Origin of the sequence: Spirosoma sp. 209, assembly GCF_002006735.1 — a bacterium.
GTDB classification, from domain to species: Bacteria; Bacteroidota; Bacteroidia; order Cytophagales; family Spirosomataceae; genus Spirosoma; species Spirosoma sordidisoli.
Window position 1 is genome coordinate 1 of sequence record NZ_MVEC01000028.1, and the last position, 14556, is coordinate 14556.

Here is a 14556-nt window from a genome sequence, read left to right on the forward strand (position 1 = left end):
CGGGCGATCCAGCCAGAAAACCGATACGGTTTACAAGTTTCAATCCATCTTTCTCTGGATCAGCCATTTGAAGAAGCACTTCACCTTTACACTGGCCAGCCATCAGGTTGTTTCAATCCATCTTTCTCTGGATCAGCCATTTGAAGTGAAAACACGATTGGTGGCTATATCCTGCACGAAAAAATGTTTCAATCCATCTTTCTCTGGATCAGCCATTTGAAGTATTATCTCGCTGGTGAGTCAGGATCGACCCGGAAGTTGTTTCAATCCATCTTTCTCTGGATCAGCCATTTGAAGCTGACCGTGAACCGGGCAGCACCACCGGTGCAGGTAAGTTTCAATCCATCTTTCTCTGGATCAGCCATTTGAAGGCTGGAGCGTCGGAAAACCACGTTGGCCCGTAGCGTGTTTCAATCCATCTTTCTCTGGATCAGCCATTTGAAGTAATCCATCTCCGTGCGCGGGGTTTATGGGTTGCTAGGTTTCAATCCATCTTTCTCTGGATCAGCCATTTGAAGTGGATAAAAACCCCGGCGGTCTGCGGGGTCGTAACCTGTTTCAATCCATCTTTCTCTGGATCAGCCATTTGAAGTTCTTTTTATAGTTTTTATATTCCTTATATATGTGGGGTTTCAATCCATCTTTCTCTGGATCAGCCATTTGAAGCGTTCATGCAGTCAATGGCGGTCATCGACTCGTCCAGTTTCAATCCATCTTTCTCTGGATCAGCCATTTGAAGGGGCTGTAGTAATCGCCGAAGCCGAACTGCTGGGGATGTTTCAATCCATCTTTCTCTGGATCAGCCATTTGAAGAAGCCCGTCGTGTAGTAGTATCTCCTGTGGAATGTAGTTTCAATCCATCTTTCTCTGGATCAGCCATTTGAAGGTTGCGGAATAATCCGCGAGGGGATGGCGACGGTGTACTGGCGTTTCAATCCATCTTTCTCTGGATCAGCCATTTGAAGTCGTCGGGCTGGGTAAACCATTCACCGACAGGTACTTAGACGTGTTCTGCTTCGTGCTATTTTTTTGATTTACTACGTCAAAGAACATCGCTAATCACGCTTTGCAGCTACTTTTCCGAAACAATAATTACCTGACTTTCAACTCACTACATCCTTATTTTCTCAAACCGAAAATACGTTACCCTCCGGAAGCTGGCATTACTTGATGCAAACGTTCCTGTATGTGCAAGTTACACAACGGGATTTTGCCTTTGTAGCCTTTGGAAAGAAATTACGATCGATGATAGAGAAAATAGCCTCAGCAGCCCGCTTCACGTCGCCTTTGTTCGCATCCGTAATCGGTAGTTCAACAACCCGGTTGTTACTACGCGTGTAGACCAGAAAGCCCCGGTCAACAGGCCGGTTAAAGTTTGTTTCGATCAACCAGGCGTAACAGTACAGCTGCGTCTCGTACGTACTGTACACCCGGTCTTTAAACTCCGCAAACTTGTAATCCAGCGGAGCCATCGACCCGTCGCCGAACTCCAGCACCTCATCCACAACCCCCCGCATCAGCTCATTGGTCAGGTACTGGTCCAGATGCTTGTCTGTCACGGGCGCGCCCGGCCGGCCCAACCGTTTTCGTAAGTAATCCTTGTTACGGTCCAATCGCTCATCGTGCAGGGTACGGCCACGCATTACCTTGTAATTGGCATCTTCGTGCTGCGGAATACAGAGTACATACTCAAAATACGTAAACCGGGGACAGAACAGGTACTCGATGATGTGAGAAGGCGTCAGTGTCATAGAAACAGAGCTAAGGGCAAGCGGCCGATAACCGTTCAGCCAATGCGTTCGTTAAAAAAAGAGCGCCCGGATCTCATCGGTAACCAGTTTGCGGTCAAAGGCCTGGCCGAGCAGGGCCGTTTGCTGCAACTCACTCCGGCTCATCGGAAAAATATACACGCGGTCGGTTTCCTCATTGATCAACTCGTCCAGCCGAAGCTGCAGCGTATCTTTCTGGTTAGGGGTCAGCGTACCCAGAAAACACGAAAACTGAACCCGGTACAGGCCCGCCTGCTGGCAGCATTTAGCCACTTTAGTGCGCGCCTTATCGTTCTCTATATCGTACAGTACCCAGATAATCATACGGTTGTCAGGTCAGGCATAGCGCCGGTTTTACCAATCAGCTCATTGGCGAACTGATGGGCATCCAGCTGAATGCAGTGGCTACGGATCAGGTTCCGCCCCCGATACCGAATGGGATCATTGTCGAAATAATCGTTGAACGCCTGTACCAGTAGCGCTTTCCCGTCTGCGTTGAGCGAATACCCGCCCGATGAACCACGGCCCCGCGTACTGGCCACCTCGCTCACGTGCGCTTTATTCACTTTTTTGCCCGAAAACAGCCTGAATACGACCTCATCGGCGAAGCTCCGATAGGGCTCAATAAAATCGTAGACCATACTAAGCTGATTATAATCGTCGCGGTGCAGGAATCCTACGTACGGGTCAATACCGGCCAGCATCAGCGTTTTTTCCACTTTTCCATACAGCATCCCGTAGGCGTAGTTCAAAAAAGCGTTGAACGCATCCTGCGCCGGGCGGCTGCTGCGTCCGTTAAACTGATAATCGGCCGGCAGCACGTAACTCAGCGTTTCGAAATACAAGCGCCCGGCCGTTCCTTCCAGCCCCCGCAGCGTATCGGCCACATCGGCTACGCAGCGCGCCCGGGGTTCCTGTCCACCGGCTTCGGCCGTCGCCAGCGTACTGATCGACAAGGCAATGGCTTCCATACGAATCAGCTTGTCGTCCAGGTAGCTAGCCTGTTGGGGCCGGTGTTTTTTCAGGCTTCGGATAAACCCGGTCTGGTTATCGAGTTTGGTCAGCAGCCAGGCCCGAATCCAGCGAAGTCCTTCTGGTCCCAGACTAGCCTCCAGCTGCCGCTTTCGAATCCGGGTCGTACTCCCCAGTTTGGCGTGCCACACCCGCCCGATGGGGTCGCCGTCGCGTTCCAGAAAGACAATGTCGACGTTGAAACGCATGGCCAGCTTCACGGCATCGGTACTCAGCGACGTACCCGTAGCCAGCAGCACATGCGTCACTTTCTCGGCCGAATAAGTCGCGCTGATGACCCGCCCGTCGTCGCCTTTCCGCCTGACGTCGAACATCTGGTCTTTCACGTGCAGGTACGTGCCGTAGGTAGTGATGTGGAGTTGCATTGTTAATGTGCAAGAATCGAAGGAAGCTTGACGAAAGCGGCTGGTACATCAGATCAGTACTCATTGTTCACTGTTCATTGTACATTAAAGACCGTCCCAAATCCTCTCGATACGGCTTTGCCCAGACCGATCCCGTCGGGCAGGATGACGTTGGTCAGGAAGCGCCCCGCAAACGCGACCATTGTCTGATTTTTGAACTGGGTGGTTCGCTCGTCTACCGATAGGCGTACCATAATGCGTTCGTGGGGTGCAAGCCAGAGGTTGAACTCGCGAAACAGGGCCAGCAGCTGCCCCGTCAGTACGCGTTTCAGCTGGGCCTGCTGTTCGGCTTCTGTATAGTTTCGGTAGTCGCGGTGGTTGGCCTGGTTGAGCGCCATCCAAAGCGTCTCGAAGCGATACTCGATGAGATCATCCGAGATGCCGATAGGCACCTGCTCATGCCGGATGTGCTTACTCAGTACCGGAAACGTCTCGCTTTCGATCTGCACTTCCCGCATCTGTAGAAACAGCTGAGTAAGCAGGGTTGCCCCTTCGCCCAGACCCACCAGCGTAGGTACGTTGCCCAGCACTTTGTACTGCACCAGCGGATAGCCGTAGCGAAACTTCACATCGCCGGTGCCGTCTGCCTGCTCCAGGTGGTTGTGCAGCAGTGGTGAATGTTGCCTGAACAGCTCACCGAAATAGCCCCGCAACTTATGCGCATCCCGCGTGCGGAGCGCAATCTCAGGAAAGGTAATGGTGGTGAGGGGGACAAGAGTCTGGGAAAGAGTCGTAGTTGGCATGGGTTAGAAGAAGTTGGTAAAGCCAGCACTATCTTTTTTTTTGAATCGTAGACCGTGCTCAAAATCATAGTCGCAGTCAAAATATTGAAACCAACTGTGTTTTGAATCCAGTTTGGGCTTATTAGCCTTGACCCTGTGGATACGTACAGCTACTTCGTGCTTGCTTTTTTCCAGAATACTAGCCCCGCTTAGATCAGACTGATAACAATCGGGGATTACATTGACAGTGTCCAGACCTTCACGAGTAAAGGCTTGTTCCAAGTCATTGCTGAAATCGTAGAGGTAGTTGCAATGGGTACGTATCAATGATTCGTATTTAGTCAGTGCCCTTTGGTACTGCTCATCATCTTCCACATTCCAATCTTTGTAAACGTCTTCGACCATTTGAAGCAGGTCTTGCTCAGAAAGGGCTTCACCCTGATGCTCAGTTAGTACGTTGAAGGTGCTACCGAGAATACCAACAGGCGAATCGTAAATATGCTTTTCTGCTTTTTCCGAATGAGGAAAAACAACCACTTTGCCCATCACCTCCCCGCGTTTTCGATTGACGCGACCGGCACGTTGAATAATTGCATCAATTGGTGCATTTTCTGTATAAATCGACTGGTAATCAATATCTAAAGAAACTTCAACAACCTGTGTAGCAATGAGTAGAAAGCCCTCATCAGGCTTCTCTTTCTCATTGTTTAAAATTGCCTTTTCTTTCTCCGCTCTGTGCTTTACGATGAAACGGGAGTGATAACACATCCGCTTGAAGCCATTATACTGGTCATATAAACGGATAGCTTCGTCAACTGTATTAACGACAATCAGAACCTTCTTTCCTTCTTTCAGATCGCGCTCAATATCAGGCCGCAACTGGTCAATTGACTTGTCTGTAACCTGAAACACATTACGTTTTCTCTCTAGTAATTCTTTGTCACGTAGTACTGTCACGTCGCCTAATTCGCTTGCTAACAGTCGTTGTAATTTCTCTGGCATGGTGGCCGTCATGACGTAAAACTGAGTCTGGAAATTCTGCCGGAGATAACGAATCGAGGCAACAATTAGCCCCAACGTGTAGGGTGCGTAGGCATGGATTTCGTCAAGAATAACCCGTGCCCGGAAAAGATGAAACGTCTTCATCTCCCACCACCCAAGATTGAAACCCTGTGTCAGTAATTGATCGACAGTAGCGACCGTAACGGCTTTGAAAAAGGCAGCTTCGCGGAGGTAATTGAAATTATCGTAATGCTCGTCTAAATCAAGACGAAACAGTTTTGCAGACGAATGCACGACTGCCGTATACTCCTCCTGATTGCTACTGGCTTTACCAAAACAGTCATTTAACCGCAGATAAAGCGCATTGGCTGTTACCCGAGTTGGCAGCAGATAAACAATTTTCTCAAAACCTTGTCGCTGACTAGCCCATAACAAAGCTGCTTCTGTTTTACCGCTGCCGGTTGGCGCAATGGCTAAGATGTTACCTCTTGTCTGACCACTTTTCGTTTGAAACTCTCGAAAACCATCGAACGTACCTCCGGCTTTAGCAACACGGTCGGCTACTTTCTGGCGAATCAGATTGATATCGTATTGTAGCGATTGTTCCAACTCCCGATGGCCGGATGCCGTCCAGTCAGCAATGACCAGCAGTGATTTTTGAAGCAGGTACGTTCGACGGTAATCGTAATCACGTTTGTCATGTAACTCTCTTAAAATTGGCTCAACGACAAGACGGTTTTTTAAGGCGTACAGAAAGCTGGCTGGTTTATCGGATACAAAAGCCCAGGCGGCTTCTATCTCATTTAAAAAGGCTATTTGTCCAGGAAAACGGTTCTGTACACGCTGACGTGCAAAGGCAAAAAACGCTTCAGCATCACTAAGCCTTACCTTCCATAACGCGTCTGAATCTTTACTAAAAAGATCGTGTGTGAAGTCCTTATGATGCGTAAAAACCGCGAAAAGCTGTGCTGAATTCACTTGTAAGTCTTTTCGACTGCGTGTCGGCAGTGCAGTATGTGTAGCCAACAACATACCCGATAAAAATTCGTGGCGCATTGGCTCAAAGCCCTTCTCCATAACCGGCTCGCCCAAGGCTTTGAGCAACATATTTTGAAAATTCAGCGAGGCCTTGCCGAAATCGTGAAAAAGGGCAGCTACAAAACTGTCGAACCAAAAATCTTCGTTTTCGCCAAGTACGTCAGCATAGCGGTCATAAAGTGACTGCCACGCATCCAGAACAAGACTGGTGTGTTGCCCCAGTGATTCGCGGTCTTTCGTCTTGGCTAACAAATGCTCTATCATGGCGTTCAGAGCGTGAAGAGTGGTACGAAAACATCGCCAACCTGTACACCGGGAAACGTGCGGCTTCGGAACGTAACCTTCGGCCCAACGAACGAAAAAAGTTTACGCTGGGCTACCGTCCTCATGCCATAATCCGATTTGTAATTAAATCGGGTTGGCAGTTGGTAGGCTATCGGATCAGATGTACTTAAGCTCAATGCGAACGTACCGCCATACAACACCTGCTCAAGAATGACAGGCACTATGTCACCTTCAACCAATGTGTTAGCGAGCGTTTCTCCTTCCACTGTCGCATCGGTCAATTCGGTATGTACCACTTTCGCCAACGAATCGCTTTGCCCCAACGTAAGTGCATAAAAAGGTCGGTCAAACGCCTGCTTCAACTGCTCTACAGCAGCGTGATTCTCACTTCCGAAAACCAGCTGATAATGGGTAGTGACGTATAGTTCTCGAATGATAACACTACTCCCTGTTCCCGACAGTCGGTCGTATTTCCAGAGGTCGCGGGCCATACCTTCACCCTTTCCCGACACCCCCGCCTGAAAGCCATTCGTATCGAAAAAGTCCTGCGCTTGCCGTGGCGAAAAGCCGAGGGCTGCCCCCGCCAGCCCAATCAGGGCCGTTGGCGGGGGCAGAGGGAACGACTTCTGGAAATTTTGAAATTCCGGGTTACGAAACGAGGCTGTTATAGACTTTATTTCAATCGTACAGCATAGCATAATGTGTGGGGTTTAGTTAGCTGCATAATAGTCACGTACCCACTCTTTCATAGAGGCAAAGCCTTCTTTCAAGCTCACCACGCCATCAGCTTTAGAGAACACGCTTTCCTGCGTTGCCAATATAGACGAACTAATGAACTGCTCATAGTCAGACAACACAGTCTGTAATGCGGCTACATCAACTTGGCCTGTTCGGTCAGTTTTCACAGCTTCCAGAAAAATAGGGTTCTTGGAGTTCATGTAAGCCGCTGCCATGAATTTTGGTGATATATCGGCTAGGAATCGGGACTGTCTCCCTGAACTCCACATCGTTTGAAAAGCATCGAGTAAGCCTACCACGCGCCGGGTACGTTCTTCGGCAGAAAGTTTTCCCGCTTTCTCAAAACCATCACCAGCCCCTACACGATCAAGCTCGATTAGTATAGTACCCCGGTAAATGCCTGAGTGAATCTCAGTCTCGAAAATATTGGGTTGTCCGCCATCAACCTTCTTGGCCATGTAGTTGGTCCCAAAGTCCAGGTCTTCCTGAAATTTAGTCAGAGCCAGCAGCGATTCTACCCGAACCGGCGAAGTACGCACGGTTGCTTTACCTTTCTCAGCATCTTTCCCTTTGGCAGCATCCATGAAGCCAAACAGGTCATCATCAATGTATTGAACGGGGTCTAGACTTGTTTTGGCAGCTCCTTTATCCTCACTGGCTTTGGCTACCGGCGATACCGTCCAGCCCAGTTCTTCGAGTTTATCGCGCAGTGCTCGGCGTACCGCCTGCGACGACAGATAAGGTAGCTGATCGCCGTTGTCGAGCGTGACCTTTTTGATTGTCACAATGTTGTCTACTTCTTTGTCGCCCCCGTTCAGGCTGGCAAACGAAACTTTGGAGAGGTACGTGATGGTGAGGCTATTTGGCTTCATTAGTTTGTGATTTGGGGCTTAGTTCAGGATTGATTTGATTAAGGGCAGAGATGATGACGAATTGTTTAATCCAAGCGTAGTTGTCCTCGTTAATGCCTTCGAGCAGATCACGGCTGATATTGAGCGTGAACCTCGATTGTACCCGCGAGAGCTGATCCATAAAACCAGCAAACTGATTGGCTTTTCGCAACGCAATGATGTATTTCCGACCTTGCCTTGCGTTGGTTTTTCGGTCGTTCTGATTGTAATTCAGAATACCCTGCCCCACCTGCGTCCCTAAGCCAAGAGCTCGTTTCTGTAGTTCTTCGTTCTGCATAACTTCTTGGTTAACAATAGATTCATATTTAGTGGTAAAATTTAGGATGTCATTGTAGCGTTTGAAACCAATGCTTTTGCCCGGCTCATTTAGCACGTCGAGCAAATAGCCGTAGCAATCATTGAAGAAGCTTTCTATGTCAGCTAAAACGCTTTGAGCATTCAGAACTTTTCCAACGAATTTTTCCCGAAACTGCCGTTCCATTCGGTAACGGTCACGGTTGCTTTGCAATGAGGGCTTAATAATTTTCAGGCTCTGCCAAACATGCGGGATAGAAATACTCTCCTGCCCTAGCCTATGAATAAGCGCGAAAATAAATTTGACGTGATGTAGGTTCTCGAACTGATTAGGCCGCATGGTGGCAGCAAACGACTCAGCCCTCAGCGACACAATCCCAATACTCTTATCGGCCAAGCCAAGCAGTTGAAGCATATCTCGGTATTCGGTAGACTGCCGCTTATCCATCACGTTATTATACAGTGTGAAAAGCAGGTAAAACAGATTCTCGTTACGACCGATGAAATCACCCGCCCTACCAAGCAGATTACCCTCGTCCGACATGGGGAAATTGGCGATGTATTCTTGCTGTCGCAGTACCTCGGCTGGACGCGTAATCTTGTCAAATTTGTCGCTCAGCAGTTCGTGTAAATTTGTCAGGTTGTCAGAGTAAATCAGGTAGACGTTCAGCGAGTCGCGAAGCTTACTTGGGTATTGGTAGAAGCAAGTAGCTGCTGCAAATCGACTGAGATACAACGCCTTCCAACTTATACGCTTATCACTGGCACTACGATGAGAACTGAACGCACTTATACCTGAAATGAATGGCGAAATATTCTGTGCATCTACCAGTCGCTTGACGGATTCACCTGTGAGATAGCAAGGGTTGGGACCGGATTCAAAAAAGGCATTTATGGGCGTTTCAAGCCGGGTAAGTTTTGTGTAGGGTTCATTGAAGTAGACCTTGCTTAATAGTTTCAGTTTGCGCTTCTCGAACTCGTCCTCAATCTGCTTGGCTAAAACAGGGTTTTCTTTACGTATAGCATCAATTTTTCGTGTATTCCCTTCCTGCTTCGTAGAACCCTGAGCGTTATTAGTTAGCAGTTCAGTCAACCCATACGTGTTCATCTTAGGGAATGGCTCTGCCGCCAGTTCTCCTTGCTTGCCTATCGTGAAAAAGAGGTTGCCCCCTTCAGTTAATTGCTTTTCTGTATATGTGTCATATACTTCGTGCCCCATACTGTAATAAAGCGCTTCAAGCAGGCCGAACAGATAAGGATGATCAATCCAGAGTTTATCAGGCTCTAAGTCAAAGTGGGTGCCCTTAATTAATGGGTACGCTTTAAGCGCTTTCAATTCCTTCGACAAAAGATCGGGGTGTTCTGCCTTCAGGAGGTAACGATACACAGCCACGATCCCGTTGTCGAGAAAGACGTTATGAGTTTGGCTAAAGGTCAGTTTCTGCATACCTCTTCTTATTTTCTTGTCAGCAAAGTAATTCTTGAAAAGTGACGCGGGCTGTCACAAAACCTTTACCTTTTCTATTGTACATTCGTTAGAACCCAGTACAGTTATGATTATTAACAACACACCCACCGTCACCGAAACCCCCGACGCCTTCGTCGTGAACGGAATCACCGTGCCCAAAATGAAGCGGGGCCAGATGAGTGTGTATGATCCGGCACTGATCAAGGCCATTGGTACCGATTTGTTCTTTCAACTGGTTTCACCTAAAAAGCCTGTCCCCATCCCTGATCTTGGCTTTACCGACGCTGAATGGGACGATATGGAAGATCAAATCCGGCATGACCAATGATCTTCGATTTCCTGTACCTGACGCTGCAGCTCAGCGTTTCCAAACACTGTCGGCACAGCAACAAACATTGCTGGCTCAACTCGTTACAGACTGCCTAGCTGAGCGCGTTGTAATGGATTACATCAGCTTTAAAGCCACCCAACGCGGCCTTACACCTAGCATTTTGGATAATCTCCGTAAACAGGATTAGCCACCGAGTAGCCCATCAAACTCCCCCATCCTTCCCCTCAAATAATCCCGGAACTCGTCGGGGCTGTCGATGCGTACCTGGCCGGGAATACCCAGCACGAACCGGCCGAGACCAACCCAGCTCCGTACCTGACCCGTGTACCGATACGGAAAATCAACATCGTCGGGGTGGCGGCTCGTGTTGGGCCGGGTTAGGGGGTAATCTTCCGTTAATAGGTGATACGCCAGATAGGTAAGTCGTAATGAGACAGATTTTAGATCACCGGGCCAGTCGAATGCATCGGTCAGGACTTCGGTCGGGGGCTGGGTTTGCGGGGAGTCGAGCGGTTCCACGTCTTCGATGCGCTGCGTTCTGAAGGTTTTGGGTGCCGACGCGCCCGGCTCGCAGGCCGTTAGTGTAGAGTAGTCAGCCGAAAAGCTGTAGGGCTCCACCAGCCGGTCGCTGATGGTGTTGCTGTGGATGGAATGGTAACGGAGCAACCGCACCTGACGGCGGTCGCGGATGGCTTCGACCAGCCGCGCTACCACCTGGCTCTGGTGCTGATCGACCAGCCGATCGGCCAGCGGAAACAGGGTTGCGTGTTGAAGAACTTTCTGGCGTAGTGGCCCCAGCAACGGATTCGTATCCGGAATAGCCGATAACGCCTGCTGAATCAGTTGCGCTTCTTCTTCCGTAAAAGCGGCCTGATGCCGACGTTCATCATCAAAACTAAAGAAGCGAGGGGGCCGTTTTCCTTCTTTGTCGATGCAGTACCCCGCTATTTCCAGGGCTTCCATGTACCGCCGAACGTGGCGGGGTGTGCAGCCAAGTAGCTGAGCTAGTTGATCGAGCGTTTTTCCAGGGCGCTGCTTAAGCAGTCGAATCAGCCGGAGGGCGCTGACGAGGGTTTGTTGAGCTGACATGGGTGGATAGATAACAGAGCAATAAAGGCATAAAACCCATGCGCAAGTAAACACTATTTATTAATCGGCTCATCAGACAGACTTACCAGGCTGTTTCTCTACGGCTACTACCGAGCCCCTGGTTGCTACCGCTTACTCAATTTACACCCTTAATTATTAACACCTCTTGTTTACTGAACAGTGTTCATTATGTTTGTGTCGTCAACGAAGTAATTATGGGAATTCTGGAACGGAAAGAGCGGGAACGGGAAGAGATGAGGAGGCTGATTCTGGAAGCCGCCCAGAAGCTATTTCTGGCCAACGGCTACGAAAAAGTTAGTATCCGAAACATAGCCGATGAGATCGAGTACAGCCCGGCTACCATCTATCTCTACTTCAAAGACAAGAACGAGCTGTTTTTTGCCCTGCATCAGCAGGCGTTCAGAAAGCTGATCAACGAGTTTGCTCCTATTGCGCACCTGCAAAAACCAATGGACAAACTCGAAGAAATGGGGCGTCTGTACATCCGGTTTGCGTTCGAAAACCCCGAACTGTTTGACCTGATGTTTATCATGAATGCGCCCATGGAGGCCATCGAATGCCGGGAAGACATCTGGGATGATGGGCACCAGGCTTTTCACGTGTTGCAGAACGTAGTGCAGGAATGCATCGACAGCGGTGCAATCAAGCATCCCGATGCTGAACGGGCCGGTCTCCTGATCTGGAGTATGGTACATGGGCTGGCCGCGCTTTTTCTGCGGAAACGGATGATGATCTTCGGTGAGGAACGCAAAAAAACCCTGATGGACGAAGCGTACGACCTGTTCGTGCAGACCATCCGAAAAGGACTTTGATATTTTTTTACCCATTTACTAAACACTGTTTATAAACTAACATACGGTCATGAGTCTCACGATCAACCCAATCCGCTGCCTGCCGCCCTGGCCAGGTTCGCTGATGGCAGTAGTGTTTCTTATCAGTTCTCTGCTGCCAGCCTCCGCGCAGCCCTCTCCTATTCTGGACGGCTACGTTCGCGAGGGGCTGGCCAACAACCTGGCCCTGCGGCAGGAGTCGCTCGAGGTCAAACGGGTGTCCGAATCCATCAACCAGGCCAGGTCGCTGTTTTACCCCCGGGTGGCGTTCAATCCGACTTATTCGCTGGCGGCCGGTGGTCGACGGCTGCAGTTTCCGGTGGGCGACCTGATCAACCCCATCTACAGGACGCTCAATCAGGTAACGGGTTCTGACCGGTTCCCGACCAATCTGGCCAACGTAGACGAACAGCTGGCGCCGAACAACTTCCACGACACCAAAATCAGCGTTCAGTACGCCATTTTCAATACCGACATTCAATACAACTACCTGATTCAAAAACAGCTACTAACCGCTCAGGAAGCCCGCCGACGCGTAGTCGAGAACGAACTCCGCTATACCATCCGCACGGCCTATTACCAGTACCTGCAAACCCTCGATGCGATCCGGATTTACGACAGCTCGCGCCGGGTACTTACCGAGCTGGCCCGGCTCAACGAAAAGCTGGTCAGCAACAACGTAGCGACTAAGGAGGTCGTCACATCGGCCCGCTACGAAATCAGCAAGGTCGATCAGCAGATGGCCGTAGCCGAGAAAAACCGGGAGTCGGCGCGGGCTTATTTCAACTTTCTGCTCAACCGCGACCTGGCCGCTCCCATCGACATCGACTCTTCACTGACGCGCATCCTGCCCGAGCAGAAAGAAGCCCTGGCCGACCTGCAGCAAACGGCGTTGCGGGATCGGCAGGAACTGTCGCAGCTGAATGGCTCGCTGCGGGCGGCCCAGACGGCGGTACGGCTGAACGAAGCCAATGCCACCATTCCAAACGTATTCGTAGGCGGTAATGCGGGTTTTCAGGGGTTCGGCTACACCTTCCGCAACCAGGCCTACGCGCTGGCCCAGTTCGGTTTGCAGTGGGATCTGTTCCGGGGCTACGAGAAACGGTCGAAGATTCAGCAGGCCAGAATCCAGACCGATGCGCTGCAGACGCGGCTTCAGGAAGTACAGCGCCAGGTACAGCTTCAGGTCGTGCAGGCCTATTATGACCTCGATGCGGCCAACGAGAGTCTGGCGGCTACGCAGAGCGGCATCGCCAACGCCGATGCTACCTTCCGCGTCATCGACAGTAAATACCGCAACGGCCAGTCGCTGCTGATCGAGTTTCTTCGCTATCAGAACGACCGGCTTACGGCTCAGCTGCAGCACTCGCTGGCCCGTATGGATGTACTTGTCAAACGAGCCGCCCTCGACCGGGCCGTCGCCGTAGACTAGGCCCGGCGCGGTACGCGCGGTCCTGCAAACGAACGCATTCCAACAGCGCCTGACGCCCTCTGGTGCTCCCCTTCACAAGACTTTGCTATAAATCAGGTAAGCCATGAAATCTCTACAGCTTCTTAGTTCCCTCCTGCTGGCCGTAGCCGCCTGGTCGTGCGGCAGTCAGGCCAATGATACGACCCAGGCTAAAACCGACGACGCCACGCGGACCGACGATGCCGTGATTGCGGTTAAACTCACCCCCGTCCGGACCGTAGAGCGGTCTGAGCCGGTAGTTGCGTCAGGACTGGTGTCTTCGTCCGAAGAAGCCCGACTTTCGTTTAAGGTCGGCGGTATTATCAATCAGATGCTGGTCGAAGAAGGCCAGTCGGTCCGGAAAGGGCAGTTGCTGGCTACCCTCGACCTGACCGAGATCAACGCGCAGGTCAGCCAGGCCCAGCTCGCCAGCGAAAAAGCGGACCGCGACCTCAACCGGGTCCGGAGTCTCTACGCCGATACAGCCGCTACCCTGGAGCAGCTTCAGAACGCCACGACTGGCCAGCACGTTGCCCGGCAGAACCTGACCATTGCTCAGTTCAACCGCAGCTTTGCCCAGATTCGGTCATCGGTCGATGGGACGGTAACGCGTAAGGTAACCAATGCCGGGGAATACGTGGCAGCCGGCGCGTCGGTCTACCTGATTTCGGGCAACCGGCCGGGCAACTGGGTAGTGCGCGTGGGCGTGTCGGACAAAGACTGGGCCCGGCTCCGGCTTGGCAATCGCGCTACAGTTAGCCTCGACGCTTACCCGGACCAGCGTTTCAACGGCACCGTCACCGAACTGGCTCAGGCTGCCGACCCAACCAGCAAGCTCTATGAGGTAGAGGTGCGGATCAGTCCGGCGAGTGGGGTGAAGCTGGCGCCGGGTTTGTTTGGCAAGGTAACGCTGGTACCGCCGCAGAGCCGATCTTATGTCGTGGTTCCGGTGGAGGCTATCGTAGAAGGGAATGGTAAAGACGGTTTTGTCTATACGCTGGCCTCAACCAGCCCGGCTAACCGCGCCAGCAAAGTGCGGAAGGTGCCGGTACAGATCGGCTACCTCGACGGCGCCAACGTACTGCTCACCCATGGCTTGTCGGCTACGAGCCAGGTCGTTACGGCCGGTTCGGCCTTCCTGACCGAAGAATCGAGCGTGGTGGTGCGATAAG

13 protein-coding genes and 1 CRISPR repeat array are annotated in these 14556 nt (G+C 51.1%); of the genes, 4 read left to right on the forward strand and 9 right to left on the reverse strand.

The window, feature by feature from the left end; all coding sequences use genetic code 11:
• The first annotated feature begins 36 nt into the window (after positions 1–36).
• Positions 37–965: direct repeats of the CRISPR family, unit length 37 nt; unit sequence GTTTCAATCCATCTTTCTCTGGATCAGCCATTTGAAG.
• A gap of 198 nt (positions 966–1163) precedes the next feature.
• The 8 genes from cas4 to B1C80_RS27400 form a co-directional block, all read right to left on the reverse strand.
• Positions 1164–1751, reverse strand: coding sequence for a CRISPR-associated protein Cas4 (gene cas4 / locus B1C80_RS27365; RefSeq protein WP_077924397.1), 588 nt, complete (start codon positions 1749–1751; stop codon positions 1164–1166).
• Positions 1752–1802: 51 nt separating this feature from the next.
• Positions 1803–2093 (reverse strand): CRISPR-associated endonuclease Cas2, encoded by a 291-nt coding sequence (gene cas2, locus B1C80_RS27370; RefSeq protein WP_077924398.1) that lies wholly within the window; start codon positions 2091–2093, stop codon positions 1803–1805.
• On the reverse strand, positions 2090–3166 hold the full coding sequence (gene cas1, locus B1C80_RS27375; RefSeq protein WP_077924399.1) for a CRISPR-associated endonuclease Cas1: 1077 nt from the start codon (positions 3164–3166) through the stop codon (positions 2090–2092). The genes cas2 and cas1 overlap by 4 nt, the downstream gene beginning before the upstream one ends.
• Positions 3167–3240: 74 nt before the next feature.
• A complete protein-coding gene (locus B1C80_RS27380) occupies positions 3241–3948 on the reverse strand; it encodes a CRISPR-associated endonuclease Cas6 (RefSeq protein ID WP_077924400.1) in 708 nt (235 codons plus the stop codon).
• Between the two features lie 3 nt (positions 3949–3951).
• Positions 3952–6231 (reverse strand): CRISPR-associated helicase/endonuclease Cas3, encoded by a 2280-nt coding sequence (locus B1C80_RS27385; RefSeq protein WP_077924401.1) that lies wholly within the window; start codon positions 6229–6231, stop codon positions 3952–3954.
• Between the two features lie 5 nt (positions 6232–6236).
• Positions 6237–6950, reverse strand: coding sequence for a CRISPR-associated protein Cas5 (gene cas5, locus B1C80_RS27390; RefSeq protein WP_077924402.1), 714 nt, complete (start codon positions 6948–6950; stop codon positions 6237–6239).
• A gap of 12 nt (positions 6951–6962) precedes the next feature.
• A complete protein-coding gene (gene cas7i, locus B1C80_RS27395; RefSeq protein WP_077924403.1) occupies positions 6963–7862 on the reverse strand; it encodes a type I-B CRISPR-associated protein Cas7/Cst2/DevR in 900 nt (299 codons plus the stop codon).
• A complete protein-coding gene (locus tag B1C80_RS27400; protein ID WP_077924404.1) occupies positions 7849–9642 on the reverse strand; it encodes a hypothetical protein in 1794 nt (597 codons plus the stop codon). Before B1C80_RS27400 ends, cas7i begins: the two co-directional genes overlap by 14 nt.
• Before the next feature lie 106 nt (positions 9643–9748).
• On the opposite strand from B1C80_RS27400, the gene B1C80_RS27405 reads away from it, so the two are divergent.
• Positions 9749–9991, forward strand: a complete 243-nt coding sequence (locus B1C80_RS27405) for a hypothetical protein (RefSeq protein ID WP_077924405.1) — start codon at positions 9749–9751, stop codon at positions 9989–9991.
• Positions 9992–10177: 186 nt separating this feature from the next.
• Here the strand turns inward: B1C80_RS27405 and B1C80_RS27415 are convergent, their stop codons facing one another.
• Positions 10178–11083, reverse strand: a complete 906-nt coding sequence (locus B1C80_RS27415) for a YafY family protein (RefSeq protein ID WP_077924407.1) — start codon at positions 11081–11083, stop codon at positions 10178–10180.
• Between the two features lie 215 nt (positions 11084–11298).
• On the opposite strand from B1C80_RS27415, the gene B1C80_RS27420 reads away from it, so the two are divergent.
• The 3 genes from B1C80_RS27420 to B1C80_RS27430 all read left to right on the forward strand — a co-directional run bounded on the left by B1C80_RS27420 (position 11299) and on the right by B1C80_RS27430 (position 14555).
• Positions 11299–11916: a TetR/AcrR family transcriptional regulator gene (locus tag B1C80_RS27420; protein ID WP_077924408.1), complete on the forward strand. Its 618-nt coding sequence runs from the start codon at positions 11299–11301 to the stop codon at positions 11914–11916.
• A gap of 49 nt (positions 11917–11965) precedes the next feature.
• Positions 11966–13366, forward strand: a complete 1401-nt coding sequence (locus B1C80_RS27425; RefSeq protein ID WP_369822758.1) for a TolC family protein — start codon at positions 11966–11968, stop codon at positions 13364–13366.
• A 103-nt stretch (positions 13367–13469) separates the two neighbouring features.
• Positions 13470–14555: an efflux RND transporter periplasmic adaptor subunit gene (locus B1C80_RS27430; protein ID WP_077924409.1), complete on the forward strand. Its 1086-nt coding sequence runs from the start codon at positions 13470–13472 to the stop codon at positions 14553–14555.
• Position 14556: the final 1 nt, after the last annotated feature.

Coding starts and splice junctions, on each gene's coding strand:
- cas4 (WP_077924397.1), bottom strand. CDS start 1,751: ATGACACTGACGCCTTCTCACATCATCGAGTACCTGTTCTGTCCCCGG.
- cas2 (WP_077924398.1), bottom strand. CDS start 2,093: ATGATTATCTGGGTACTGTACGATATAGAGAACGATAAGGCGCGCACT.
- cas1 (WP_077924399.1), bottom strand. CDS start 3,166: ATGCAACTCCACATCACTACCTACGGCACGTACCTGCACGTGAAAGAC.
- B1C80_RS27380 (WP_077924400.1), bottom strand. CDS start 3,948: ATGCCAACTACGACTCTTTCCCAGACTCTTGTCCCCCTCACCACCATT.
- B1C80_RS27385 (WP_077924401.1), bottom strand. CDS start 6,231: ATGATAGAGCATTTGTTAGCCAAGACGAAAGACCGCGAATCACTGGGG.
- cas5 (WP_077924402.1), bottom strand. CDS start 6,950: ATGCTATGCTGTACGATTGAAATAAAGTCTATAACAGCCTCGTTTCGT.
- cas7i (WP_077924403.1), bottom strand. CDS start 7,862: ATGAAGCCAAATAGCCTCACCATCACGTACCTCTCCAAAGTTTCGTTT.
- B1C80_RS27400 (WP_077924404.1), bottom strand. CDS start 9,642: ATGCAGAAACTGACCTTTAGCCAAACTCATAACGTCTTTCTCGACAAC.
- B1C80_RS27405 (WP_077924405.1), top strand. CDS start 9,749: ATGATTATTAACAACACACCCACCGTCACCGAAACCCCCGACGCCTTC.
- B1C80_RS27415 (WP_077924407.1), bottom strand. CDS start 11,083: ATGTCAGCTCAACAAACCCTCGTCAGCGCCCTCCGGCTGATTCGACTG.
- B1C80_RS27420 (WP_077924408.1), top strand. CDS start 11,299: ATGGGAATTCTGGAACGGAAAGAGCGGGAACGGGAAGAGATGAGGAGG.
- B1C80_RS27425 (WP_369822758.1), top strand. CDS start 11,966: ATGAGTCTCACGATCAACCCAATCCGCTGCCTGCCGCCCTGGCCAGGT.
- B1C80_RS27430 (WP_077924409.1), top strand. CDS start 13,470: ATGAAATCTCTACAGCTTCTTAGTTCCCTCCTGCTGGCCGTAGCCGCC.